The organism is Pseudomonas glycinis (genome assembly GCF_054871425.1).
Genome location: NZ_JBTYHF010000002.1, coordinates 473,621 through 499,724, shown reverse-complemented (window position 1 = coordinate 499,724; position 26,104 = coordinate 473,621). Strand labels below are relative to the sequence as shown.

Annotated in this window: 21 protein-coding genes; 20 read left to right on the top strand and 1 reads right to left on the bottom strand. The window is 55.3% G+C overall.

Going from position 1 to position 26,104, the window contains the following annotated elements; all coding sequences use genetic code 11:
• Positions 1 to 14: 14 nt before the first annotated feature.
• From tssM to ACYSTU_RS06280, 19 genes are all read left to right on the top strand, one after another.
• Positions 15 to 3,554 (top strand): type VI secretion system membrane subunit TssM, encoded by a 3,540-nt coding sequence (gene tssM, locus ACYSTU_RS06370; protein WP_498996874.1) that lies wholly within the window; start codon positions 15 to 17, stop codon positions 3,552 to 3,554.
• Positions 3,554 to 4,282, top strand: a complete 729-nt coding sequence (locus ACYSTU_RS06365) for a PP2C family protein-serine/threonine phosphatase (RefSeq protein WP_498996871.1) — start codon at positions 3,554 to 3,556, stop codon at positions 4,280 to 4,282. The genes tssM and ACYSTU_RS06365 overlap by 1 nt, the downstream gene beginning before the upstream one ends.
• Positions 4,279 to 5,280, top strand: a complete 1,002-nt coding sequence (locus ACYSTU_RS06360; protein ID WP_071172095.1) for a serine/threonine-protein kinase — start codon at positions 4,279 to 4,281, stop codon at positions 5,278 to 5,280. Before ACYSTU_RS06365 ends, ACYSTU_RS06360 begins: the two co-directional genes overlap by 4 nt.
• 28 nt (positions 5,281 to 5,308) lie before the next feature.
• Positions 5,309 to 7,345 carry a type VI secretion system Vgr family protein gene (locus ACYSTU_RS06355; RefSeq protein ID WP_498996869.1) on the top strand — a complete coding sequence of 679 codons (2,037 nt, stop codon included), beginning with the start codon at positions 5,309 to 5,311 and terminating at the stop codon, positions 7,343 to 7,345.
• A gap of 38 nt (positions 7,346 to 7,383) precedes the next feature.
• Positions 7,384 to 8,385 carry an SEL1-like repeat protein gene (locus ACYSTU_RS06350; RefSeq protein WP_208939236.1) on the top strand — a complete coding sequence of 334 codons (1,002 nt, stop codon included), beginning with the start codon at positions 7,384 to 7,386 and terminating at the stop codon, positions 8,383 to 8,385.
• Complete coding sequence (locus ACYSTU_RS06345; protein ID WP_498996865.1) at positions 8,385 to 11,531, top strand: hypothetical protein; 3,147 nt, start codon at positions 8,385 to 8,387, stop codon at positions 11,529 to 11,531. The genes ACYSTU_RS06350 and ACYSTU_RS06345 overlap by 1 nt, the downstream gene beginning before the upstream one ends.
• Positions 11,528 to 12,628, top strand: coding sequence for a tetratricopeptide repeat protein (locus ACYSTU_RS06340; RefSeq protein ID WP_217879041.1), 1,101 nt, complete (start codon positions 11,528 to 11,530; stop codon positions 12,626 to 12,628). Before ACYSTU_RS06345 ends, ACYSTU_RS06340 begins: the two co-directional genes overlap by 4 nt.
• A gap of 134 nt (positions 12,629 to 12,762) precedes the next feature.
• Positions 12,763 to 13,350, top strand: coding sequence for a hypothetical protein (locus ACYSTU_RS06335; RefSeq protein WP_217879040.1), 588 nt, complete (start codon positions 12,763 to 12,765; stop codon positions 13,348 to 13,350).
• Between the two features lie 134 nt (positions 13,351 to 13,484).
• The gene (locus tag ACYSTU_RS06330; protein WP_498996861.1) at positions 13,485 to 14,096 is read left to right on the top strand and encodes a hypothetical protein; all 612 of its coding nucleotides are present in this window, start codon (positions 13,485 to 13,487) and stop codon (positions 14,094 to 14,096) included.
• A 141-nt stretch (positions 14,097 to 14,237) separates the two neighbouring features.
• Positions 14,238 to 14,699, top strand: a complete 462-nt coding sequence (locus ACYSTU_RS06325) for an XAC2610-related protein (RefSeq protein WP_093096903.1) — start codon at positions 14,238 to 14,240, stop codon at positions 14,697 to 14,699.
• Between the two features lie 20 nt (positions 14,700 to 14,719).
• Positions 14,720 to 16,087 carry a lysozyme inhibitor LprI family protein gene (locus ACYSTU_RS06320; protein ID WP_217879038.1) on the top strand — a complete coding sequence of 456 codons (1,368 nt, stop codon included), beginning with the start codon at positions 14,720 to 14,722 and terminating at the stop codon, positions 16,085 to 16,087.
• Positions 16,088 to 16,223: 136 nt separating this feature from the next.
• Positions 16,224 to 17,618, top strand: coding sequence for a TIGR01777 family oxidoreductase (locus ACYSTU_RS06315; RefSeq protein ID WP_498996856.1), 1,395 nt, complete (start codon positions 16,224 to 16,226; stop codon positions 17,616 to 17,618).
• A 9-nt stretch (positions 17,619 to 17,627) separates the two neighbouring features.
• Complete coding sequence (locus tag ACYSTU_RS06310) at positions 17,628 to 20,078, top strand: alpha/beta hydrolase (RefSeq protein WP_498996853.1); 2,451 nt, start codon at positions 17,628 to 17,630, stop codon at positions 20,076 to 20,078.
• A 20-nt stretch (positions 20,079 to 20,098) separates the two neighbouring features.
• Positions 20,099 to 20,803 carry a hypothetical protein gene (locus tag ACYSTU_RS06305; RefSeq protein WP_498996851.1) on the top strand — a complete coding sequence of 235 codons (705 nt, stop codon included), beginning with the start codon at positions 20,099 to 20,101 and terminating at the stop codon, positions 20,801 to 20,803.
• Positions 20,804 to 20,891: 88 nt separating this feature from the next.
• Positions 20,892 to 21,347: a hypothetical protein gene (locus tag ACYSTU_RS06300; RefSeq protein ID WP_217879869.1), complete on the top strand. Its 456-nt coding sequence runs from the start codon at positions 20,892 to 20,894 to the stop codon at positions 21,345 to 21,347.
• A 4-nt stretch (positions 21,348 to 21,351) separates the two neighbouring features.
• The gene (locus ACYSTU_RS06295; RefSeq protein WP_498996848.1) at positions 21,352 to 22,215 is read left to right on the top strand and encodes a tetratricopeptide repeat protein; all 864 of its coding nucleotides are present in this window, start codon (positions 21,352 to 21,354) and stop codon (positions 22,213 to 22,215) included.
• A 2-nt stretch (positions 22,216 to 22,217) separates the two neighbouring features.
• The gene (locus tag ACYSTU_RS06290; protein ID WP_498996845.1) at positions 22,218 to 22,976 is read left to right on the top strand and encodes a lysozyme inhibitor LprI family protein; all 759 of its coding nucleotides are present in this window, start codon (positions 22,218 to 22,220) and stop codon (positions 22,974 to 22,976) included.
• A gap of 58 nt (positions 22,977 to 23,034) precedes the next feature.
• Positions 23,035 to 24,123 carry a tetratricopeptide repeat protein gene (locus ACYSTU_RS06285; RefSeq protein ID WP_498997219.1) on the top strand — a complete coding sequence of 363 codons (1,089 nt, stop codon included), beginning with the start codon at positions 23,035 to 23,037 and terminating at the stop codon, positions 24,121 to 24,123.
• Positions 24,124 to 24,190: 67 nt separating this feature from the next.
• Positions 24,191 to 24,622, top strand: a complete 432-nt coding sequence (locus ACYSTU_RS06280; protein WP_122698804.1) for a hypothetical protein — start codon at positions 24,191 to 24,193, stop codon at positions 24,620 to 24,622.
• A gap of 59 nt (positions 24,623 to 24,681) precedes the next feature.
• On the opposite strand, the gene ACYSTU_RS06275 is transcribed toward ACYSTU_RS06280, so the two are convergent.
• A complete protein-coding gene (locus tag ACYSTU_RS06275) occupies positions 24,682 to 25,053 on the bottom strand; it encodes a DUF6124 family protein (RefSeq protein ID WP_122698716.1) in 372 nt (123 codons plus the stop codon).
• Between the two features lie 520 nt (positions 25,054 to 25,573).
• Between ACYSTU_RS06275 and ACYSTU_RS06270 the strand changes: the two genes are divergently transcribed.
• Complete coding sequence (locus ACYSTU_RS06270; protein ID WP_016772529.1) at positions 25,574 to 25,957, top strand: helicase; 384 nt, start codon at positions 25,574 to 25,576, stop codon at positions 25,955 to 25,957.
• The last annotated feature ends 147 nt before the right edge of the window (positions 25,958 to 26,104 follow it).

The window sequence follows — 26,104 nt, the reverse complement described above, 5'->3', positions numbered from 1 at the left end:
AACAGGGACGTGTGATGAAAAATTTTTTCAAGAAAGTCGGCGCCTTCCTGCGCCAGACCTGGGTCTGGACCTTGCTGCTGGTGCTGTTCGTGGCGCTGCTGGTGTGGTTCGTCGGCCCGTTGTTGGCGGTCGATGATTACAAGTTCTGGGAAAGCGCGACCTCGCGCCTGCTGACCATCAGCGTGCTGTTCCTGATCTGGGGCCTGACCATGGTCTTCGTCAGTTGGCGCGCGGGTATCCGCAAGAAAGCCGAGGAAGAAAGCGAGGACGGTCAGGACCGTATCCGCCGCGAAGAGCTGATCGACGAAGAACAGAAAGAGTTGAAGGCGCGTTTCAAAGACGCGCTGAAAACCCTGAAGACCTCGAGCCTGTATCGCGGTCGCAGCGAGCGCTGGCGCAGTGACTTGCCGTGGTACCTGCTGATCGGTCCGCAGGCCTCGGGCAAAACCAGCCTGCTGGACTTTTCCGGTCTGGAATTTCCGATCAACAAGATCGACCGCAAGCTGACCCGCGACACCCTCGGCACCCGTCATTGCGACTGGTATTTCGCCGATCACGGTGTCCTGATCGACACCGCCGGGCGCTACACCACTCAACCGGACGCCGAAGTCGACGGCAACGCCTGGACCACCCTGCTGGAGCTGCTGCGCAAGCGTCGTCGCGGTCGTCCGTTGAACGGCGTGCTGGTGACCATTCCGGTGGAAACCCTCACCGGCGGCAGCGAGCAGGACATCGAGACCCTCGCGCGCCAGGTGCGCAGCCGTCTGCAGGATGTGCATCAGAAACTGCACGTCGACGTGCCGGTGTATCTGGTCCTGAGCAAGGCTGACAAGCTGCTCGGCTTCGACGAGTTCTTCGATCAACTGACCCGCGAAGAAAGCGATCAGGTGCTCGGCACCAGTTTCCGCAAGGATCAGGTCGGCACCGACGTCACGGTCCTGCGCAACGAGTTCGAAGAGCTGCTGCGCCGCCTGAACAGCCAAGTGATCATGCGCATGCACTCCGAGCGCGACACTCAGCGCCGTGGGCGCATCCTCGACTTCCCGCATCAGTTGGGGCAGATCGGCGAGCGTCTGTGCCTGTTCGTCGACATGGCGTTCACCGGCAACCGTTATCAGCGCGCCACGCAACTGCGCGGTTTCTACCTGACCAGCGCGCCGCACCTGACCCAGGAAATGGATTCGACCACCGCCGGCATCGGCGCCAGCCTGGGCATGAACGCCGGCGTACTGCCGACCCTGCGCAGCGGCCGTTCGCGGTTCATTCATCACTTGCTCAGCCAGGTGATTTTCCCCGAAGCCGATCTGGCCGGTCTGGACAAGCGCGAGCGCAGCCGCATTCATTGGGGCCAGCGTGCGCTGTATGTCGGCGCTCTGGCGGCGCTGGCGCTGTTCGGCATGCTCTGGGCCGGTGGCTTTTCGGCCAACTACGAGCGTCTGGAAAACCTGCGCACGCTGGCGCAGAACTGGACTCAGCAACGCTCGGCCGTGACGCCGCGTGATGACGCCATGGGCGTGCTGAAAGTGCTCGACACCAGCTACGCAGCGACTCAGGTGTTCCCGAGCAAGGGCGACGTGTCGTACCACGAGCGTGGCGGGCTGTATCAGGGCGAAGAGATCAACCCGGTTGTGAAAACCGCCTACGAGCGTGAGCTTGAAGCGCAGTTGCTGCCACGGGTGGCAACCATGCTCGAAGGGCAGATCCGCGCCAACATGAAGGACCGCGATCGCCTGCTCAACAGCCTGCGTGCGTACCTGATGCTGAACATGAAGGACCGTCGCGATGCGGCGTGGCTCAAGGACTGGGTCGCCACTGACTGGTCGCAGCGCTACACCGGCAACACCGCGGTGCAGAACGGTCTGAATACGCACCTCGAGCGTTTGCTCAAGCAGCCGTTCATCTACCCGCTGAACGATCAACTGGTGACGCAGGCGCGTCAGGTCCTGCGCAGCGAATCGTTGGCCAACGTGGTTTACCGCATGCTCCGCGAGCAGGCGCGCAATCTGCCGGACTACCGCTTCAGCCAACACCTCGGCCCGCAAGGCTCGTTGTTCATCGGCACTGAATACGTGATCCCGGGTTTCTACACCCAACAGGGTTATCAGCAGTATTTCTCGGTGCAGGGCGCGGCTCTGGTCACCGATATCCTGCGTGACAACTGGGTGCTGGGCGAAGGCGCGGGCATCAGCGACATGGACTTGCGTCGCCTGATGGTCGAACTCGAGCAGCTGTACTTCCGCGACTACGCCAACTACTGGAGCGAAGCCGTTGGCCAGGTCGCACTGCCACCAATCAGCGACGCTGGCGAAGGCGCCGAGCAACTGGCGGGCCTGACTTCGGCCAACTCGCCGGTCCTCGCATTGCTCACCGAAGTGCGTGAAAACACCCGTTTCGAAGCCGCTGCTGATCCGGTCGATGAAGCCGGCGAAGCCGCCGATGCGCTGGCCGGGCAGAAAGGCAAACTGGGCAAGGTCGGCAAACTCGCCGCGGCTGCCGCCGACAAGGCTTCGGCGCTGAACGTGGCGAAGAATCTGCCGGACACCGCGAAGAAATCCCTGCAACGCCGCTTCGAACCGCTGCATCGTCTGCTCGATGACAATAACGGCCCGGGCGCTGACCTGACGCCAGCGTTCAGCGCGCTCAACGACCTGCAACTGCAACTGGCCGGTCTGGCCCGCTCCAGCACGCCGGAGCAAGCCGCGTTCGAGATGGCCAAGACGCGCATGAGCGGCCAGCGTGATGCGCTGACCAACCTGCGCAATGCCTCCGGTCGTCTGCCGCGTCCGCTGAGCGTGTGGTTCAACGTGCTGGCCGAAGACTCGTGGCGTCTGGTGCTCAACGATGCCTATCAATACCTGAACGGCCGTTATCAGAACGAGCTGTACAGCGTGTATGGCAAAACCATCAGCAAGCGCTATCCGTTCAGCGCCAGCAGCACCAGCGACGTGGCGATCAGCGACTTCCGTGAGTTTTTCCGTGCTCAAGGTACCGTCGACCGCTTCTTCGACAGCTATATGCGTCCATTCGTCAGCGGCGATCCGGGCAACTACCGCATGCGCAGCGTCGACGGTCACAGCCTGCCGGTATCGAAGGTCTACCTCGATCAGATGGCGGCGGCGCAGACGATTCGCCAGAGCTTCTTCTCGATCAACCCGGCCGAGCCGACCGTGCAGTTCAAACTGGAGCCGTACACCCTCGACCCGGCGGTCAGCCGTTCCGAATTCAAGTTCGGCGACAAGACCATGGAATACCGTCACGGCCCGATCCTGCCAATGACCTTCAAGTGGCCGACCGATGCTGAAGACGGTCGCACCAGTCTGGTCATGGACAAGATGGCCGGGCGTCCGATCGGTATCGAGAAGAACTCCGGCCCATGGTCGCTGTTCCGTCTGTTCGACCTGATGCAGACCGAGTACCTGAACGGTCGTGACGTGCTGGTACTGAAAGCGGACGTGGGCGGCCTGCGCGCCAACTACCTGCTGACCAGCCAGCGCACGCCGAACCCGTTCGACATGGGCGTGCTGCGCACCTTCCGTATGCCGGTGCAGCTCTGATGCTGGTGGCCAGTCCCTGGCGCAGCGCGGCGCGTACCGACCCGGGCAAGGTGCGGGCGCGCAACGAAGATGCCTTCCTCGACTCCCCGCAGCACGGGCTGTGGGTGGTCGCGGACGGCATGGGCGGTCATCAGGGTGGCGACATCGCCAGCCAGTTGATCGTCGCCAGCCTGGCTGAGTTGCCGCAACACGAGGACTTCGACGAACGCCTCAAAGCCATCCGCCAGTGCCTGCACTGGCTGAACCGGCGCTTGGGCCAGGAGTTGACGGTCACTGCCGGACATCACGACAGCATCATGGGCAGCACCGTCGTCGCGCTGCTGGTGGAAGGCAATCGCGCGGCCTGCATCTGGGCCGGCGACAGTCGTTGCTATATGTGGCGCGGGCAGCGGCTGTATCAACTGTCCAAGGACCATTCGCTGCAACAGCAACTGATCGACGAGCAGCAAATGAGCGTCGAACAGGCGGCAGCGCACCCGGCGGCTCAGGCACTCACCCGAGCCGTCGGCGCCGCCGACACACTGACCCTGGATGTGCTTGAACTCGAGGTCTACCCGGGCGATGTGTTTTTGCTCTGCAGCGATGGTTTGTATCAGGGCCTGAGCAGCGATGCCCTCGGCAACGCCCTCAGCCTCAGCGCGCCGCACGTGGCGCTGGAACGTTTGTTCGACGGCGCTCTGCGGGGCGCCGCGCGCGACAACCTGACTGCCGTGGTGATCCGCCAATGAGTGAACTCGAATCGCCCATCGATGACCTGCTGATCAGCGAAGAACAGGCCAGCAACCTGACCTACTTCGCCTTCGCCAAGGGCAACAAGGCCGAACCGTTGCTGGCGCCGACCAAGGCCAGCATCGGTGCGCTGCCGGATGTACTCGCCGGTCGCTACCACCTTGAGCGTCTGCTCGGGGCCGGTGGCATGGGCGCCGTTTACCGGGCGCGGGATCTGCTGCATGAGCAGTTCGGCGATCCCGACCCTTACATCGCGCTGAAAATCCTCAGCGAAGAATTTGCCGAATCGCCGGACGCCAGTGCCTTGCTCTACAGCGAGTTCGCTCTGACCCGGCGTCTGCGCCACGACAATGTCGTGCGTGCGCACACCTTTGAAGTCGACACCGACTGCCAGCGGGCCTTCATCACCATGGAATACATGCGTGGCCTGACCCTGGACAAATTGCTCTGCGAGCGGCCCCTCGGCCTGCCGTGGCAAGAATTGCGCGACATCGTCCTGCCGCTGCTCGACACGTTGGCCTACGCCCACCGTCGCGGCGTGCTGCACGGTGATCTGAAACCGAGCAACGTCATGCTCAGCGAAGACGGCCTGCGCCTGTTCGACTTCGGTCTGGGGCAGGCAGAGGAGGGCACCTTGCCCGGCCTGCCGCACCTGAGCCGCGAGCGCTTCAACGCCTGGACCCCGGGCTACGCCGCCCCCGAACTGCTTGAGGGTCAACCGTTGTCGGCCAGCGCGGACGTGTACGGCGTGGCCTGCGTGATCTATGAACTGGCGGGCGGCAAACACCCGTTCCGCCGCTTGCCCTCGACCCAGGCCCGCGACGAGCACCTGGAGCGCGAGCTGCGCGCCCCAGCGAATCTACCCCAGCACGGCTGGCAAGCGCTGCGAACCGCGCTGAGCTTCAACCCGGCAGAACGCACCATCACTGCCCAACAATTGCGTGACGCCTTGGGCGCCACTTCGTCCTGGCTGCAACGTCTGCGACTTCGGGCGTAACGGATGACATTCGAACAGGGAGCACACGATGTTCAACTCAGCTAACGAAACCCACTTCAGCCTCAAGGTCGAAGACTACGTCGGCGACCTGCAAGTGCTGTCGTTCACCGGCACCGAAGGCATCAGCCAGGCGTATCGCTTCGACCTCGAGCTGGTCAGCGAAAACCCCGATCTGGACCTTGAACAACTGCTGCACAAGCAGGCGTTTCTGGCATTCGATCCACAGGGCTCGGGCATTCACGGGCAGATCTACCGCGTCGCCCAGGGCGATGCCGGCAAGCGCCTGACCCGCTACAAAGTCTCGATCGTGCCGCAACTGCAATACCTGCATCACCGCACCAACCAGCGCATCTACCAGCAGATGTCGGCGCCGAAAATCATCGCGCTGATCCTCGAAGAGCACGGCATCAAGAGCAACGCCTACAGCTTCCAGCTCAGCCAGCCGTGCCCGGATCGTGACTACTGCGTGCAGTACGACGAAACCGACCTGCATTTCGTCCAGCGTCTGTGCGAAGAAGAAGGTATCCACTACCACTTCCAGCACAGCGAAAAAGCGCATATGCTGGTGTTCGGCGACGACCAGACCGTGTTCCAGAATCTCGGTCAGCCGACTGCGTACGTGCAGGGCAGCGGCATGGTCGCCGACGAGCCGGTGATCAAAGCGTTCAAACTGCGCCTGGAAACCCGCACCACGCGCACCACGCGCCGCGACTACGACTTCGAAAAACCGCGCCTGCGAATGGAAGCCGCGTACAAACCCGACAGCGACAGCACCGAGCCGGATCTCGAAGACTACGACTACCCCGGCCGCTTCATCGACCGCGCGCGCGGCAAGTTCCTCAGCCAACGCGCCCTCGAACGCCACCGCGCCGACTACCGCCAGGCCGAAGGTCGCGGCGACCAGACCCGACTGGTCAGCGGCCACTTCATGGAAATGTCCGACCACCCGCGCAGCGAGTGGAACGACCTGTGGCTGCTCACCGAAATCTTCCACGAAGGCAAACAACCGCAAGTCCTCGAAGAAGGCGTGACCAGCGACACCACCGACAACAAAGACGACTTCCACCAGGGCTACCGCAACACCTTCCTCGCCACCCCGTGGGACGTGTTCTACCGCCCGGCCCTCGAACACCCAAAACCGCGCGTACTCGGCAGCCAGACCGCCATGGTCACCGGCCCCAAAGGCGAAGAAATCCACTGCGACCAATACGGCCGCATCAAAGTGCAATTCCACTGGGATCGCGAAGGCTTGGCCGACGACAAAACCAGCTGCTGGCTGCGCGTCTCCAGCTCCTGGGCCGGCGACCGCTACGGCGCCATCTCCATCCCGCGCATCGGCATGGAAGTCCTAGTCACCTTCCTCGAAGGCGACCCCGACCAACCGCTGGTGACCGGCTGCCTGTACCACAAGGAAAACCCGGTGCCGTACGCACTGCCGGCGAACAAGACGCGCAGCGTGTTCAAAACACTCAGCTCACCGGGTGGCGGTGGCTACAACGAGCTGCGCATTGAAGACAAGAAAGGTGCGGAGCAGATCTACATTCATGCGCAGCGGGATTGGGATGAAAACGTTGAGCATGACCAGAAGATTCGGGTCGGTAATGAACGTCACGACACAGTGGTGAAGAACACCTACACCGAGCTGAAAGCCGAGGAACACCGCACCACGATTTCCGATCGCAAGGTTGAAGCGAAGCTGGATGATCACCTGACGATTGGGCAGAACCAGCATGTGAAGCTGGGGACTGCGCAACTGACCAGCGTGGGGAAAGAAATTCACCTCAAGGCTGGGGACAAGATTGTTATTGAGGCGGGGACGGAGCTGACCATTCTTGGGGGTGGGAGCTTTATCAAGCTGGATGGCGGTGGGGTGACGGTGGTTGGGCCGGTGATCAAGATCAATGCTGGCGGTTCTGCGGGATCGGGCACCGGCATCGGGATTAAACCGCCGGTGCTGCCGGGGGCGGCGGATAAGGATAAGGCGGGGAGTTTGATGGATCAGGCGTTGGGGAATTCGCCGCCTGAGAAGGTTAAGCCGAAGGCTTTTTTTGTGTTTTCTGAGTGATGAATGTCGTGATGACAACAAACAGGTACGTAAGGCAGATGAAGTGGTTTTCGATTGTTTTGTTGTGCTGGGGGATGACTTCGGGAGCCTTTGCCTCTTCGTCCAGCACCGCCCAATGCCCAAGCGGCAATTTTGCTGAGTTCGTAAAAATTTTTGCATCTGAGCCAGAGATACAGAAAGCGTTTATTGCGACTCCTGCGAAGCATGTTCACGTCATTGCGGACGGGAAAATACCGAAGGTCGTCGAACGGAGCTTGGGCTCGATTTCCGTCGATGAGTTGAAGGTGCTGCTTCCGGAAAATGCTGCCAAATTGGGTCTCACTATCGAACCCAAGGTGCCTGACAGAGTGGTCGTCCGTGATGAGGCGGGCCATTTTTTGAAGATTTTCGTCTTCAAACACAGTGATTGCTGGGCTCTGAGTCGAGTGGAGGACTGGGCAATCGATGCGGTGATGGAAGAGATCACTCAGTCTGAGAGACTAACTCCCGGTGAGCTGGAACTAAAAAAAGGCGTCATATTCGACAGGTTGGTCAACAAGGCGTCTCCCGAATCAGGGATCTATTTGTACGCCGCGGCATTGGATAGCTATTTAGATGGCGCCCGGAAGGGTTCGGCGCAAGCAGCATTCGCTGCCGCGGGAATCAGTCTTTCTGGACAAGCGCCACGCTTGGAGAATTCCAGAATCCTGGCGTTGTTGATTCAAGCTTCAGAACAAGTGCCGGATGCCGGCTTGACTCTCGCAGATTTTTATTGCGATGAAGGTGAATACGACGAAAATCACGGTTGTATTAACCCCAAAGAATCAATAGCGACATTGGAGCGTGCCGCCCGTCTCGGTTCGACTAACGCGCTGATTCGATTAGGTGAAGTGTACGAAGCGGGAGACCTTGTAGCGGCTGACTTGCCTCGCGCGATGGCGTGTTACCGGAATATTCAGAAAACCGATCCTAAGACGGCTAACGCTTTGGTTGAGCGCTTGGCAGCCCGAGGCGTCGTCAGCGATAACTCTATTCAATGTTTTGAAGCAGGAAGCTTTTGATGAGCACAGGACTACTTGAACAAAGGCAGCAATATCGCACTGGTTACGAGTACGGCCCTTTCAAGGGCGAGACTGACCATGATGAAGATGGTAAAAAGGAAATCGACTGCTCCGGGCTTCTGTATCGAATGCTTAAGGATGCTGGATATACGATCCCTTACCTCACAACATCGGGGTTAAATGCCGACACTACTTTTTTTGATGTAATCCCGCTTGCGGAAGTACAGCCTGGCGATATTGCGCTGTGGATAAACTTTCATGGGCACACTGGGGTCATCGAAGACATCTCCGGATCGCCTGTTCGAGATCGGGGGAATTTCTTCGGTTCACAGTCTTCAAACGGACCGAAATCTGCCAAATATGGGGTGGGCAGTGGTTACTGGCCAATGCCTGAAAAGTTTTTACGCCCGAGGCCCCAATTCAGAGGCGCACAACCAGCACCCGCACCTAATCCTGCGCCGGCCCCTGCACCGGCAGGCCCAGCTCCGCTGATGAGCTTCCAATATCCATTCCGTAAACCAGATGGCAAGCAGTTCACTGGGGCTGACGAAGTATATAAGGTACTAGAGAGCGAAGTATCTGGTCATTATTTGTTAGGTAGTAACAAATTCTGGCATGGCGGATTACATGTTAGCGATGCAAGCACTCCCCAATGTGTATTGGATGAACCATTACGGTGTATGGCTGATGGTGAAGTCGTTGCTTATCGCCTAAATAAAGAATATCTAGAATCACCATTTGATGCAGGTGGGAGTTCAAAAAAATTAAAGTTTTCGAATTCTTTCTGTCTGGTCCGGCACGAGTATAAGTCTGCACCTAATCCAGAAGAAGGGGCGAATAAGGGGAAGCAAAATAAGCTGACATTCTATAGCCTATATATGCATTTGCTACCGTTTGATCGTTATCCTATACCTCCTGAGGAAGCGCCTAAGCCGAAAGTGACAATGCAGGTCAATGATTTTAAAGCATATGACGAATTGCCAGTGTCATCTAGTATTGTGTCTGTGGGTAAGTTAAATAAAGACTCGAAACTTGAAATCTTAGATCAAAGTCCGGTCGCGGGTACAGACCGAATTTATGCTAAAGGTAAAATCATATCTGGAAGTGTGCAGCTAAACTCACAAAAGACACGAGAAGTAGGGAGTGAAGTCTGGTTTGCGTACTTAAAGGCCGGCGAACCCTATAAAAACAACGCCGGTGATAGAGTTTGGTTGGAAGAAAAGGTACCAGAGCGAGAGCGGCCAACCTATTGGCAGGGCAAGGTTCATGGGACAGTAGTTAATAAGCTTCCCCTTTTCGGTGCACCGTCAGATCCTACTAATGGCAAGCCAGCGGGTGCTTCGCTCGGTGCCTTGCAGTTGATGATGAACAGCGTCGTAGCTTTTGATAGTCAAAAAGTTTTGAATTTAGTTGTCGGGCCATCCCTGCAGCGTATGGCCGAATGCACGCTGGTGAGTGGTGGTCCGGTCGCCACAGGAAATGTGCCACCGACATTCTGGGCGTGTGTTGAAAATACTTCGGAAAATAATGTTCTAAAATGGAGTGTAGCTGAACCGGCATCTGTTGACACTGTTTTGAACATAGGAGTTGGAATTAAGGCGGGAGATCCTGTCGGTTACCTTGGGCAAATGGAGAATGTCACTGAAGCTGGGGAGGTTAGTAGTAAGTTCCAAGCCCATATAGAAATTTTTACCGCTGATACAGGTATAGAAGACTTTTTGAATAATACTGCTGCCTTAAAAGTTGGCAGACAGTATTTGTATTTAGCCAAAAATTCTCTGGTTAAGTTAAAGGCCCCAGCCACTGGTGAAGTTTCTCTGAAAGAACTGCATGCTGTAGAGTTAAGCAAAGCGCCGATTTATAAAGATACACAAGAGTGGTATGAGATCAATGTAATAGACGAAGGGCAAAACGTGGCCGGTTTAGTACGTAAGGCTGGCGCCACTTTAATATCGCAGCATGATTGGGCGAAGCTGGGCTTTCAAATAGTGGAGGAGTCAAACGCTGCTGCTGATGGATTTCTCGATCCAAACGATATGCCCGTTTTCTTCAAAAGATTGTTTGAAAAAATCGATAAAGATAATAATAAAGAGATAGACGCATCAGAGTTGGCCGGCGCGTTGAAGGATACTGACACACGCTCTCAATGGTCAAAGCTTGTCGCCAAGCATCCAACGGAATGGAAAGATAGAGCTAATCAACCAAAATGGGCTCGGCTGAATGATATTTTAGAGCATTCGCCAAAATTAAAGGCTCATGAAAAAGAGAGGATAGATAAATTTATCTTCTGGGATGAGCTATCTGGAAAAGCGTCAGTTGAATCCAGTCTAGTTTGGCACATTCATCCGATAGAGTTCATAGCTGGGTTTACTTCATCGGCCGCGGAACTGATCTCTTTCGATCAAATGAAGAAAATGTTCCCAGACTCTACCGATCAAAAGCGTGAGGAGGTAAGGGGGTTATTTAATAAGTATGCTGATCGATTTGAAATTAATACCGCGCCGAAAATGGCTCAGTTTTTTGCTCAAGTGAAGACCGAGGTTGGTAGCGCTTTGGTAGGTAAGGTAGAAGATCTTTGGTATTCAGCTGAAGCTCTCAGGTCTAAGTTTGGAAGGTATTTCAACACGTATCCTGCAGAAGCTGAACTGTATGGATATAAACGCATTACAATGGCGCAGTATAATGCACTAAGTCCTGCGGCAAAGAGCGCCTATACGATTCGTAAGAATAAAGCGTATTCCCAATTCCCAAATGAAGACGAAATCGCGAAGCGTATTTATTGCTGCAACTCAGTACAAGGTGGATTTGTATTGACCGCAGGCGGCTGTGAAGAAGGTAAGAAGTATAAAGGCAAAGGGTTTATTCAGCTGACGTGGAAATCGAACTATCAGGCGGTAGAGGACCGCTTAAAGCAAAAGATACCTGAGGAAACCATTGAAATGGTTTCTAATCCAGACCAGTTGCTGGATACGAAAATAGGATTATTATCGGCTATGGGTTTTTGGGATGTAAATAATATAAATGATTTGGTGGCGCCAAATACGGACTCTACTAATAAAATTACAGAAGTAGTTAATAAGCATACTGATAGTTATGCGGAGCGCAGGGCTAATTTTACAGCGATTTATCAGGAGCTTAATAAGTGATTAATTTAAAAAAGATTTGGTGTCTACAGATTTTCTTATTTATTTTTTTTGCTGGCCAGTCTTCACTTGGTACTGCAAACGATAGTCCTCCTCCTTTAGAAATGGTGAAGAAACAGTTTGATGTTGGTTTGGTTCCTGGATTAAAGTCTTCAAGACTCCTGCTCGTAAAAAATGACGATGCTGCACTTCCCGATAAGCTTGTCTTGGTTGCTGAGGTGTCTGGGAAAGACACAGTTATATTGAGTGCAAAATCGGCGTTGGCGAAAATTAATAATGTGTACTCGCCTAAAAGTTATGACGGCTTCAATGTGTCTGTTGTTAAAGGCGTCGATAAAACTATAGGTGTTGTGGATTCTCAAGGGGAAATATACACGTTCAAGTCAGACGCTCATGTTGTCGGCGATGTTTTGAATTTGATTACCGAAAAAGAAGACCAAACGTCGCAGAACTTTAATGTTCAATTTGAATATGATGCTACTCGCAAAAGTGTGGCAGTTAGCCGGGTTGTCTATACGGTTAATAATGAATCGTGCGATAGATCTCTTAAAAGTGCTTATGTTTTACCCTCGAATGTTTTGATTTCTAAATCACTTGAAGATTTCGACGGTGCGACTGCATTTGAATATCTTCAAAAATTAAATTCAGAAATTCAGGCGGGGCGGGTGAAAGGTGAAAAACTCATGTCATCCTTTGTTGTCTCGACGGCAGACCAAGCATTCGTTGCATACAAAAATCATGATAAAAACAAGCTCATAGAATCTATGGGTTATCTTGTTGCCGATGGGGGCAGTAGTGAGTCCTGTGCACCTGAAAGCTACATAGCTGAAGCGTATTTCTATCCTGATAAGGTGGGTTGGACAAATGATCTCGGATTTTTGTTTGCTGAGGCAGGATATTATTCAGAATCGGTTGAACTACTAAGAAAGGTGATTTCTGAAAACCCAGAGAGAACTGTCGCTTACTTGAATATAGCTGATGCATATTGGGGGTTGAGCCAAAAAGATTTGGCTGCAGAGAACTATAAAAAATATATCTCTATGATGCAGCAGTCGGGAAAAGCCATGAAAATTCCTAAGAGAGTTTTAGAGCGATCGTAATAAAAGGGACGGATTTATTTTTTTAGTCCATCCCGCGGGCAGCTCTTAGGGTGAAATGAGGACAGATCACGGTTTTAGTATTTGCCACGAAAAACGTGGTCTGTTCCATTTTTTCCTCAAAAGGATATATAAAGTTGAAAAAATATTTAACTCTATTTAAGCGGCATTTTATTCCGTATGTAGTTTTTGGTTTCCTAGCGTCCAATGTGTTTGCGGATGCCGCACCCACAATAGGTGAATTCCATCCTACGGTGGTAGCCTCTTTGGGCGAAGAAAAGATCGCTGTATTTTTTTTGAAAAATAGTCTGAAGGCGATAGCTAAAGAAGAGCATGTTGCCGATGCTGAGATATATTACTCATCATTGAGCTCCGGTAAACCCTCTCTAAACTATGTTTGGAAGGTTGAGGGGGATCAGATCGCTTCTGTATTTTTCTACGAGTGGAAGTCCCCTGCGAGAGCCGGAAAATCTATGTTTGTGTTGACAAAAAGAAAATTGTCGAACTCGGCATTTGACGGTTTTGCTTATTCGGTAATGGAGCTTCCAATAAGGAGAGATGGTGGACGTGTATCCTTGCTTCATTTTAGTGGCGATTTGCCTGACCCATCTCTAGATAATTGTATGGAGGGAGCAGATCTGGTTACGGGAAATAAAGTGGTCTGTGCTTATAAAGATGCGGCGAGCATTAAAAATTACTTTAGCTTGCAGGACAAAAAACATTAAAAGTTGTGTGCGCGCCAATAGAGAAAACGGGGCGGTTCACTTTTAGCTGAATCCGTCCCACGGAAATGGGAACAGACCACGATTTTCCGAAAAACGTGGTCTGTCCCCTTTTTTTCGTTTCTGAGGTCAGTCGGATGATTCGATTAATTATATTGCTTTTGTTTGTTTATAGTGGCGCCGCTTATTCTGGCTCAGCTGAGCATAGCCTAATATGCAAAGAACGTGGTCAGAGTTCTGATTCGGCTAGGTTGATTCTTTCTTTTGAAGAGGAAGTCTTTTTTGTTAACAATACTGATCGCGGATGTCGGTCAGATTATATCGTTAGACAAGCGCAAGGAGCGGAAAATAAATCGATCATATTTTCTTATCCGACGAGTGACGATATGGGCTTAAATGCTCAAATAATGATTTTTGCTGCTCCAGCTAATGGCGGAGAAGCCCACTATATCGGAGATATTCCTGCTGGTGCTTCAGAACTAAAGGACGGAAATTATCAAGATGTTCAGCAGGCTGGTGATTCAATCTACGATAATATCTACCGTATTGATGGTTCTAAAGTTATTACTTTGATGCCAGGGAAGGAGTTAATCATTTCCGGCGAACAGTGTGTTTATAAGAAAGCAGGTGACGCTGTTTGTCAGAAAATGCGAGGTAGGTTTGAAAAACCTGTGTGTGTCCTTAATGATGGTACGCGTAAAATCCTCGCCGTTGCGAGTGACTGCACAGAGCTGAAAGAAAACCTTTAAGCACTCAAGAATAATATTGGGAGGACCACTCCTCAGTAACGGACGAGAAGTGGTCTGCCGCAATTTTCCACTACAGTTTTTTGCTTAAAACCGGAAATGAAAAAACAGTTAAACCGAACGTAAATGGAAGTAGGACCGTACATGCCAGTCAAAACTCTAGCGGTATCACTGCTCGCTCTGATGTGGACCTTCCCTGTGTTAGCCGAAACCACCACATTCAGTCCCACCGACGGCGTCAACGCTACGCTGGGTCTCGAGGGCTCCACATTGAACATCGCGGTTAAAAGCGAAACGCACAGCGAGTCGCGAACCATCGATTTTGAAGCCGAAAACGAACTCCACATGCAGTTCGACGATTTCAATTTCGACGGCGGCCAGGATTTCGCGATCTGGCAGCTGGATGACGGCATGGGCACGTACGACTACTACCGGGTATTCGTTTACCAAGCCAAAACCGGCACCTTCGAAGAGTTACAGCCGGACTGCGGCGACGACTTCGTTAATCTGCGCGTCGACAAAAAACGCAAAGCGTTGCTCAGCACTTACTGGGAAATGAACATCCCCAAGCAATGCATCACCCGATTCACCAAACGCAAAGCCTGAATGACTCAAGGATGAACATAGTGAACCGTTTTGTTTTAACCCTGCTAGCCGCGCTGCTGCTGCCAGTTTCAGCGGCCTATGCGCAGAACGACTGCAGCCATGTCACCTCAAGCCTGGAAATGGTGCCCTGCTCGGAGGCGGCGACGAAGGCTGCCGATGCGCAATTGAACGTCAGCTACAAGCAGTTGATGACGCGGCTTGAGTCTGACTATCGAACAGATCCGGCGTTGGGCGCGGAGTACGCGGCGAAGGTCAAGGAGTCGCAACGTGCGTGGCTGAAATTGCGCGATGCGAACTGCCCTTTGGAGGCATTCGAAATCGAGACGGGGATGCCGGCGCATGTGTTCGCGGTTAACTCGTGCATCGCCAGAATGAGTCGTGAGCGCTCGGCGTATCTGGACAAGATTGTCCCTGCTCTTGCATCCGACAAGAACTCGTCGACGGCTCCCACCAGGGACGCTTGCCCCTCGGAGGAATTCGCGCCTTTCATTGCGGCGTTTTCCGCCAACGGCGAATCACAACGCCGTCTCACTGCAATGACGGTCAAGTCGCTGGTGTTGAAACCGGTAGCGGCGAAGGATCGAAGTACCTTTGAGCCTTCGACCTCGGGTGTCAGTGGGGCTACTTTCACCTACCCGCTGATGGCCGCCATCACACCCGGCAAAACGCCTGGAGTCGAGATCGAAGAGGTCGACGACAGTCACGTCAACGTGGTGGATAAGCGGGCGGGCAACAGCAATATCAAGATCTTCAACTTCTCTCGTCAGGCGTGCTGGGTGCTTGAGGGGATTGAGGACTGGTCGATCAGCGACAAGGATCTTGTTACAACAGATAACCCTGGAATGAGCCGCGCCGAAAACTTTTGTTATCAGCGTGCCGAAGCGTTAGGTGGGCTGGGGTTTCTTGAGCAATACCGGCTGACTGCGGAGCTGATTGAAGCGTCCCTGGAGAATTTTGTGTGTGCTGCAGAGTCGGGTGATGCACAGGCGAGCCTGTCGGCGGCAAGCCTGAGTCTTTCGCAAATGGCGTCTCAATTGGAAACCCCTAAGGTTGAGGCTTTATTCAAAGCGGCTTCGAAAATACCAAAGGGTGCCATGGGCTATGCGACGTTTCTTTGTTCAGGAAACTCCACTGACTATAACGGCCCCTGCCTCCATCCCAAGCAGGCAGAAGAGCAGGTTATTCGAGCGATTACCATGGGCTCCACGGACGCGATGAATTACCTAGCCTCGACCTTTGAGGGTGGGGAGTTGGGAACGAAGGATATATCGCGGGCGTTAGCCTGTTATCAAATGTCGGCTGACAAAGGTGACCAGTTGGGCGTCTTCAACGTGGGGCGATTGGGATCGTCAGCCACGGCGCCGATCAAAGCCAGCCACTGCATTTGAATTTCGGGGCTGTTTGAGGCGGTTTTGCACAAGTTTTGTCTGAATCCCTCACGCTAAAACGTTTAACGCTTGAGCATCTGACGCCCCGATTTTCCTTTAAACTCCCCACCCCCAAGGAATGCGCTCAGGACACGGAATGCCAGCCTCTTCTTCCTCGCTTCGCCCAGCGTTGGTGCTTTGGCTATATGCCGCTGCGATCACGCACATCCTCGCCGGTCTTACCCTGACCTGGGCCGGTGACTCCGGCTTGCTCGATGGCTACCTGCAAGTCCTCGAACTGTCGTTCTGGGGCACCGATGCGGTGCCCGCGGCCGGACACGATCAACAGGTCTGGTGGCTCGCGCTGTTCGGCGCGACGTTGCAAAGTTATTCGCTGTACATGCTCGCGCTGGTGCACCTGGGCAATCGCTTGAAAGCCCCGGCAGTCTGGGGCTGGTTGAGCGCCGGCATCCTGTTATGGGCGCCGCAGGACATGTGGCTCTCAGCGCAACAACAGGTTTGGTCGCATCTATGGCTAGATGGTTTTGCATTGCTGGTGTTGTTGCCGCCACTGTTTTGGCTGTATCGGCATGACCGCCGGAAATCTCCTTCAGTAAAGACTCCGAGCCAATCCAACCCGTTTGCCGGCGGCGCTTTCAAACGCGTGCTGATCACTGGCGGCACCGGTTTTATCGGCGAAGCCTTGGTCAACCTACTGCTCGCCGCCGGCCACTCGGTCAGCATACTGACGCGCGATCCATTGAACGCGGCCAATCTATTCAACGGCCGCGTCCGCTGCGTGCATTCTCTCAACGAACTCAGCCACGACGACACCTTCGACGTAGTGATCAATCTCGCCGGCGCCCCTGTCGCCGGCCCACGCTGGACTCCCAAGCGTCAGGCACAACTGCTCGCCAGCCGAGTCGGCACCACCGAAGCGCTGATGACCTGGCTGAAAAACACCAAGCACAAACCAGCGCTATGGATTCAAGCCTCCGCCATCGGTTTCTACGGCGTGCGCGACGCCAGTGAAAACCTCGACGAACACGCCAGCAAAGGCGAGGGTTTCATGGCCGAACTCTGTGCGGGTTGGGAAGCCGCCGCGCAACCGGCCACGGAGTTCGGCGTGCGTCAGGTGGTGCTGCGTCTCGGCGTGGTCTTCGGCCCGGGCGGTGCGTTGACGCCGTTGCTGATTCCGTTTCGCCTGGGCTTCGGCGGACGCATGGGCGATGGTCGGCAGATCATGAGCTGGGTGCATCGCGACGATGTGCTTCAGGTGATCGCGCGGGCTTTCAACGACGACACTCTGCGTGGCACCTACAACATGGTCGCGCCCGAAACGGTCAGTCAGGCAGCGTTCTCCGAGCAGGCCGGCAAGGTCTTCAAACGCCCGGTGTGGTTGCACATTCCCGCCGCGCCAGTGCGTGCAATGGCGGGGGAGATGGCGCAGCTGTTCTTCGACGGTCAGCGCGTGGTGCCGCAGCGTTTGACCGAGGCCGGCTACACATTCCGTTATCCAACCCTCGACGCCGCTCTGCGCGATCTGACCTGAGGATCGCTCATGAGCAAGCCGTTGATATACCTGCTGGCCGGCAACGGTAGCGCTGCCGATTGGTGGGACGACGCGCTGCCACACTTCCAGCGCTACGACGTGGTGCCGCTGGAGTTGCCGGGCTTCGGCGCGAATTCGCAGCCGCCTTGCGAGGATCTGGCGGACTACGCGCAATCCTTGCTGGCGATGACACAGCAGGGCAGTGCGATCATGGCGGTCGGGGTCAATGCGTTGCTGGTGTTGCATGCGTTGCAACGTCGGCCCGGGCACTTTTCCCGCAGTGTTTTGCTGGCGCCGGTCGGTGCGTTTTTGTGGCAGCGGCTGTTACCGGCACTGATGTCGCCGCTTCCGATCCGCAAGACCATCCACTGGCTGCTGTCGAACAAACCCACGCTGTTCGCGCGCAAGTTTTCCAACCAGACTTGGACACCCGCGCAGTACCAGCGCATGGGCGCCGGTTATGCGCGCTGCCGTGCGTTCGTACCGCACTGGGATTTGGTTCGCGCCGACACTGCGCTGCCGCTGCTGGAGTGGATCACCGATCCGGTCGAGCTGGTCTGGGGCGATCAGGACGCGGTGCTCGGCATCGAGCAAGCGGCGGCGTGGTCGGCGATTCTTGCGCGCGCTGATCTGACCATCAGCCTCAAATCTGGTTGGGGTCATTACCCGTGGATCGACTCGCCTGCGCAGTTCGCGCAGTGGCTGGAGTCGGGCGAGCGCGGGTTTGTCGCGCACACCAAGGGTGGGCGTTTGCGCCTGGCTGAACTGGCCCGGCAAGCGGTACCGGCAGCGCTGACCCTCAACGATTGCACCGATCCGCGTCTGCCGGCATTTCTCGTCGCCCAACCTGATGTGACCTGGGCGGTGCGATCCTCCAGTTACGGTGAAGATCAGGCCGACTCGGCGAATGCCGGTTTGAGCACCACCTATCTGCGCGAGCCGTCCGCCAATGTGCCGAAACGCATTGCCGAACTGACGGCCGAAGGTGTCGAGGAAGTGGTGGTGCAGCGCTTCATCACGCCGGTCGTTTCCGGCATCGCTTTCGTGCGCCATCTCTCGGTAGAACTTGAGTGGGTGGAAGGCCATCTCGAATCGCTGGCCGACGGTCACGTCAGCCCCTCGCGGGCAACGCTTTCGCGGCTCGGCGATGCCTGGCGCAGCGGCACGTTCACGCCGTCCCACGGTTTGACCGAAGACCTGCTCTGGCGCTTTTTGCAAGACGTACTGCGCGTGTTCCACTACGTGCCCGGCGATGTCGAATGGGCCTGGGACGGCTCACAACTGTGGCTGCTGCAATACCGGCCGATCAGCGATTACGGCTGGCGCAGACACCTGACCGCCGCGAACATCGCCGAGATCCTGCCGCCGCAACCGAGCGTGCTAGTGGAATACGCCCAGCGCCGAGCAGCCGCGAGTATTCCGGCGATCATGGCGCGTTGGGATGCGCGGGTGTTGCAGGACAACGAGCCGTTCACCGCAGTGTTCGGCGGCGCGTCCTACATCAACAATGATTTGTTCCTCGCCCGGTTGGCCGACTGGGGCATCAGCGCCGATAACTACGCTGGTGAAGTTGGCGGCGCGACGCCACATCTGCCGTGGCAACCGCTGAAGATGCTGCGTTCGTTGCCGCTGTTTTTGCGTATGCAACGCAAGGCTCGCGGGCATTTGCTGAACCTTGAAAATGGTTTGCAGCGCTTCGATCGGGAACTGGCCGAACTCGTCGCCCAGAGTGCCGATGGCCAACAACTCGCGGACTGGTTCACCCGGTTTTACGTATTCGTGGTGCAAGGCAATCTGTGCATTGCCACGGCGCTGGCCAGCAGTGGCGGCGATTGGCTGGGCCGCCCGCCAACCGCTTACGACAACCTTGAAAACAGTCCGCATCGATTGCCGTGGGAAACCGATCCCGCTACGCCTCGGCCTAGGGCGACTGAGTTGCCGTTACAGGTATTCTCGCAATGGCCAGCTCTGATTCGCCTCGCCCATTCCACCGGCCTGCCGGGCCTGCGCGGCTACTACCTGCAAGTGCGCGAATGGTACCGCGACAACCTGATGCGCATCTTCTTCCGCCTGCACCAAGCCATGCCGCTGGCGGATCGCGAGCACTGGTTTGCACCGCACCCCGACATTCGCACCCGCGACGGCAGCTTCTGGCAGGACGGTCGTGAAGGTGCGGAGCTGGCGACCGGGTTCATGATTTATCCGGGGCAGGTGCAGGGCATCCTCGGCGCCGACATCTTGCTCGAAGACACCCTCGATCCCGGGCGGCATGCACACTACCAAACTGCGCGGGCGGTGATTGCGCGGATGGGTGGGCGCTTGTCGCATGGCTCGACGTTGTTGCGGGAGTTGCGCAAGCCGTCGGCGGTGATGCCGCAGGTGGATCCGGCGTGGGTGGGGTGTGAGGTGGTGTATCGGGATGGGGAGTTGGAATTGATCAATTCGAAGGATGCGAAGTGAAACTACGATACCTCCGCGAATTGATCTTTGGTCTGGTCGCGCTTTTACAGGTGGGTTATGTGACTGCCGCAAGTGCTGTGTTGGTCGGTAACGAGCCCGGCCAGTCGCCGGTTGCGCAAGGCCCGACCGAGACAGTTGTAGACATGGGTTCGTGTCGGTTCTCCATGCCGCTGCTGCAGAACCAATGGCTGAAGTTCGACGATTTCTATTTGGTATTTATCGCAGCCAAACAACTGCCAAAACCGTCCAGCGCTCCTGGCTTGTGGCAAGCGCAGACGTCGAGTGGTGCCGACTGGCACTTCGAGAAACACGGCGACCTGAGCCAGCCGTGGTTTGGTTTGATGTGTGAAAACTCGGAGTACTTTTCGCTTCTCACCGACTGGAAACCCCCGGAAGACGATGCGTTTGCGGTGCAAATCCTGCGTGACGACAACGACCGCAGGTGTCCGGCGACCCTTACCGATCAGGGCTGGGTGCCCAATTCGCTGGCCGGTCGTGCGAACACCTATACCTTTGAGCAATGGGGCGGGGAGAACTCTTCGGGATTCATTTTCGGTTTCCACGACAAGTCACGACGGCACATAACCCGCGTCGCTTTTTGCCTGCTGAGGGGCAAAGACGTGCTGATTGGCTCGGCGGAATCGGGTTCATCCGCCCCGCTGGCGATCAGCAACGAAGGGTTCGAGCAAATCAAGAAAGCGGTGCGCGTCATTGCCTTCGAATGAACATCCCGAAAATGCATTACGTCGACGGAGCTACAGCGTGAAAGGATTTTCGGTTCTTCTCGGCAGCTTGATATTGGCTGCCGCGTCCATGGCATTCGCTGCCGATCCAGTCTTCAAGGATTACACCGTCACGCCCGTTTTCACCGGCCCCAACCATAAGCTGGTGCCGCAAGAGAACAGCAGCCCAATGATGGATCAGGCACGGGTGCAAGCCCTGAAAGGCAAGGTCAACTTCGCCGGCCATTACATCCTTCACAGGCTCGGCTGTGGCGGCAGCGCGATTTGCGGCGAAGTGCTGGACGCCCAGACCGGTGAAGTGGTTGGCGGTCTGCCGAATGCTTACGACGGCAGCACGTTCGGCATGGTTTACCAGCCCGACAGCCGCTTGATCATCGTCTCCGGCATCACGCTCGACGGCGAAGAAGATGCCCAAGGGAATGCGTTGGAAAGTGGTAACCGGGACCGTTACTACGAATTTGTGAACAATGAATTTCGACTGCTGAGCATGACCGACGTGGAATCATCGCCGATGGATGAGGAGTGAGTGGATGATCCGTCTTCTCGCGGGCAGTCTTAAGCGGTTGATGTTTGTCATGGGCCTGTTAGCTTCAGCCAATGCCTTGTCTGAAAATATTCAGATCGTGGGGGTTGGCGGGCACTTAGTGACGCTGAAGGACAAGACATGGGGCAGGCCTGCTGCGGAGTCGGCGGTTGCCTCGATTACCGCCAATGGAAAAACGTTTCCCCTCTATGTACCCGCGGTGGGTACTGAAACGCATGAGGCTTGGTTAAGTCCCGACAAGAAAACATTGCTCCTCCTTCAGACTCTGTATGGCGTTGTCATTGGCCAAGAGGGTGAAGAAATCCCGACAGAGGAAACTGGTTGCGGGGTCATTTCGATGGAGACCGGTTGCGTGCTCAGTCAGCACGTAGCCAGGTTTTGCTACGGCAAGTGGGAGGGCAATCGGTGGACTTCCGGAGAAGAGGATGCGTCTGACCTCGTCATGCAGACGCCGTCTCCAAAGGACTTATTGAAGAAGATCTCAAATATTGAGATGCCGCAATCTCGCGTGGAAGAACTCGAATTCAATCTTCGCACTATAAGTCCAGAGTCCTATATGGCTTGTCACCCACCGGCGCGCAATGTTCAAGCTTTCAACGACTTGGCCTTCTATTTGGCCGAGGGCGGTAGAGATGAGTTGGCGCTGAAGTTTTATCGCGGCGTTGAGGCCGTTGGTAAACGGACGGTACTGATGTTGAACATCGCCGATTCACTCTGGCGTCTCGATCGCAAGGACGAAGCGCAGCGCTATTACAGCCAGTACCGCGACGCGATGAGCGCCGACGGCAAGACGCAGAAAATACCTCAACGTGTCGTTGAGCGATCCGTCATTCAGGGAATGGAAAATTGAACATGTTTGCGCGTTTTATCGCGTTGTCCTTTGGATGCCTGTTTGCCTCCTGCGCGATAGCCGAGGACGACTGTAAAGAAATCACCGTTAGCGCCCAGGTCGATCGGTGTGTGGAGGCAGCTCGCAAAGAAGCCGACACACAACTCAATGCCAGCTACAAGAAGCTGCTGGGACGGTTTGAGGCTCAACAACGGCGCGACCCTGAGCAGGGTAAGGCGCTGGTCGCCTTGGCCAGAGAATCCCAGCGCGCCTGGATCAAGCTACGCGACACCACGTGCCCGCTTGAAGCCACGGAAATCGAGCCTGGGGTGGCAGCGCATGTCACGACGATCAGCAACTGCATGGCCAGAATAAGTCTGGAGCGTGCGGCCTACCTGGACACAATCGTCGCTGATGAGCCGGGTAATGTGGTCGATCTCAACAAGGTGTACCTGTCCGGCTCTCAGCGCTTCGGCGATGTCGTGGCACGTTATGTCAGCACCTTTGGCAGCCCATGCCTGACGGTCCAGATACTGGCGCCCAACGGCGGTTGGAGAGTGCTGTCCTCCAAGCGGTTTTGCAGTTTCGAGGGCAAGGCATTTTGGACGGACTATGCCGATGCCGGGTTTGAGGATCATGTGTTTGCCGAGGATGGGTTGCACGTGACGCTCAGTTTGACGGAGCTTCGTGGGCTCGGAGAGAAGCGCCTTGCTTGTGTGATTCCGATCAAGAACGAGCAAATCAAAGAGCTGAAATGCGGCGCGCCTGAACCCGGTGCCTAATCGGGGCTCAATTGGGACGTATTTGGACATCATTTGATTGAATCAAGGATTGAAGAAAGTGAAACGCGTATTGCAGAGCGTTCTCTGCGCTCTAACTTGTTGTCTCGCTGTACCGGGTTCTCCCGCGCTTGCTGCGCCCCAAGTCCTCAAGGAAATTCCGGCTAGCTTGTTGGGTGATGCATCACGGCAAAACGTATTTGTTCTGGCAGGAGATGCGGACGAGGCCTCCAATCGGTTGTTGATCGCGCCGGTGCAGGCACGTAATGAGGAAATTTTGCTCGATACGTCGAAGGCGCTGCCTCTGATCAAGAGTCAGTACTCGTCCGCTCTTCAGGGTGTCTTCAGCGTCCATGTACTCAAAGGTCGCCCTGGCGTCATGACCGTCATTGATCCACAGGCTGAGGAAGCTGTGGTCAAGCAACCGTTCGTTGAGGCTGGGGATTACATCGCGCTGGTAACCAGCGAGGAAGATAACGCGGTTTACAACTTCAACCTGTTGTTCGCCTTCAACAAAGGTTCAAAGCAGTTTGAGCTGAAAGCTCTGCTGGAAGTGGCGAACAACGACTCCTGTGACCGGTCGCTTGTTAGCGTAGTGGAGTTGCCGGTGCAGACATTGGGCCCCATCACTCTCGCTTCTTTCGATGGGCGTGAAGCGCTGCAGAAGCTGCAGGTTGCTCGTATTGGCAGTATTGAGGGCGTTAGAAAGAAATTGATGACTGTCGATTCAGCTGATCTGCTGGATATGGCGCTGGCAGCCTACCGAAAGGGTGATGACTCTTCCTTCAAGGATACGATGAGCTACGCGTTGATGGGCGGTGGCTCGCATGACACTTGTCCCCCGGATAGCTATATCGTCGCAAAGTACTACTACCCGCAGCGTCCCGGCTGGTCCAACGACCTTGGGTTTTTACTGGGCGAGGCGGGTTATTACGCTGAGTCGATTGAGTTGCTCAATGCAGTGATTGCCAACCACCCAAACAGGACGGTTGCTTACCTGAATCTCGCTGACAGTTATTGGGCCGTGAACGATAAAGAGCGGGCGGTGGCGGCATACAAGCAATACTCATCGCGAATGTCTGAAGCGGGGAAGGCTTCGAAGATCCCGTCGAGGGTGGGTGAGCGCAGTGCTATGGCGCCCGAGGCGTGACCAGCGTTCGTTGAGTTGCTGAAAGCGTGTTTTTTATTACCCATGAACCGCTAAAGGAATGTTCGGTTTGAAATTTTCGTCTGCATTGTTTTCCGCGTTGCTCGTTTTCGTTCCTCTGGCGGCTCATAGCGAGGTCACGACCGAGGTTTTTTGCTTCCGCTCCTACGAAGGCAAACCCATAAATTTTGAATTCCGAACCTATTACGACTCTGTCGCCAAATGGAGCGGTGCTGGCGTCAAGTACAGCAAGTCGAAAAAGGCAATCGGGCTGGTTCATCGCAGTACTGAACAAGAAGAACTCGTGTATGGCCGGCCCTACCAGTACACGACAACTTGGGTTGAAGTAGTTGATGGCGCACTGACAGGTGAGTATCAGATGGTCACTCAGGGTGGCCGGGTTGATGCGATGACGTATACGAATTACAAATCTGCAAAGAAGTATTCGTTTGAAAACGATTACAACGTAGATTCGAAACCTGAAACAGGCTGCCAGTGGTGAAGCAGGGAATATTGAAAAAGGGGACTTAACGTCCCCTTTTTTTTCATTCACCAATCTCACTACGGCTTGGCCGCCACGCTTCGCACTTCAATCTGGTCGAGCGTCCCTTCCACCATCAATCTCACCCCGTCCGCCATTCTGCTCAGGGCCAGCGCCACTGAGCGGCGGGAGCCGTGGAGGTCGTCGGCGAGGTCGCAGGCGATGACGCTGATGGACAGGAGGTCTTCGGAGGCGTTGGCCATGAGGGCTTCGGCGTCGGTGCCGGGGGAGAGTTTGAAGAGGCCGGTTTCGCGTTTGGGATGTGGTTCAACGGCTGGTTTGAAATGGTGGTCGAGGGCGCGCTCGGCGGCTTCGTGGAATTTCTTTGATTCCAGAGATTCGTAGGGCGAAATATCGGGGTTTTCTGGGGGATTGGGTGTTGGTTTGATCATGGTGCAGCTTCCTGAAGTTATGAGGCCGACACCAATTCGCTTTGCACTTCGAATAGGTGGCAGCTGTGCGTTGGTGTGCAAGACCGGTTCAGGAACCCGGCAGACCCGAAGGTCTCCGACGCACAGCCGCCATAACGATCGGGAGCATAGGAAAACGCTCGGCGAAACGCCACTAACGATTGTGCACCTGAACCGGACTTGCACGTCCGTATCACCGATTTTGCGGCGACCCACAGAGCCTATCCCCACCGCACCAACTCGCCTAGTTCATGGACAGCCCCGCACTTTGCGGGAAATTTCCCATAGATTCGCGGGGCGGAAGATCAAAAGATCGCAGGCTTCGCCAGCTCCTACAGGGATGTGTTTCAACAGGTGTAGGACGTTGCTTGCGGAATCGTGACTTGGCGGTCATCGTGCGGGAAATGGTCTGCATCCTCTTCCAATAGAGTCAGATACTGGCGTTATCGTCCGAATCCCTTACACTGCCCCGGCCGTTCATTTTCCTTTTGAGGCTGTGCGCATGAAATTTCGTTTTCTCCTGTGGATGATGGGTTTGTTGATGGGTAAGGCCAGCCGGACAAATCCTGCGTTCCAGCAGCAGTTGGGTGACAAGGATCTGGTGTTTCAGTTGCAGACGCTGGATGGGAAAGTGGCGCGGCATTTCGTGGTCAAGGATCAGCGCATCACCAGCAAGTCTGGGGTGGTGGCGGAGCCGGCGTTTGCGATTGCGTTTAAAGATGCCGGTTATGGCTTTGCGACGATGCAGGCGAAGAACAAGCAGTTGGCGTTTATGCAGGGGATTCAGGACAAGTCGATTCAGCTCAAGGGTAACCCGGCGCTGGTGATGTGGTTTCAGGGGTTGATGAAGTATTTGGTGCCGAGGAAGGCCAAGCCCAAGACTTGAAGCACCATCTTTCCAGTGTGATTGTTTGGCTCAATAAGTCGGTAAATTGGCACATAAGGCCCTGAACACCTGTCAGAAATGACAGGTGTTTTTGTTTGCATAATGATGCTTGATCGAGATGTCCAGCAGTAAAGGGACTTATCCGGA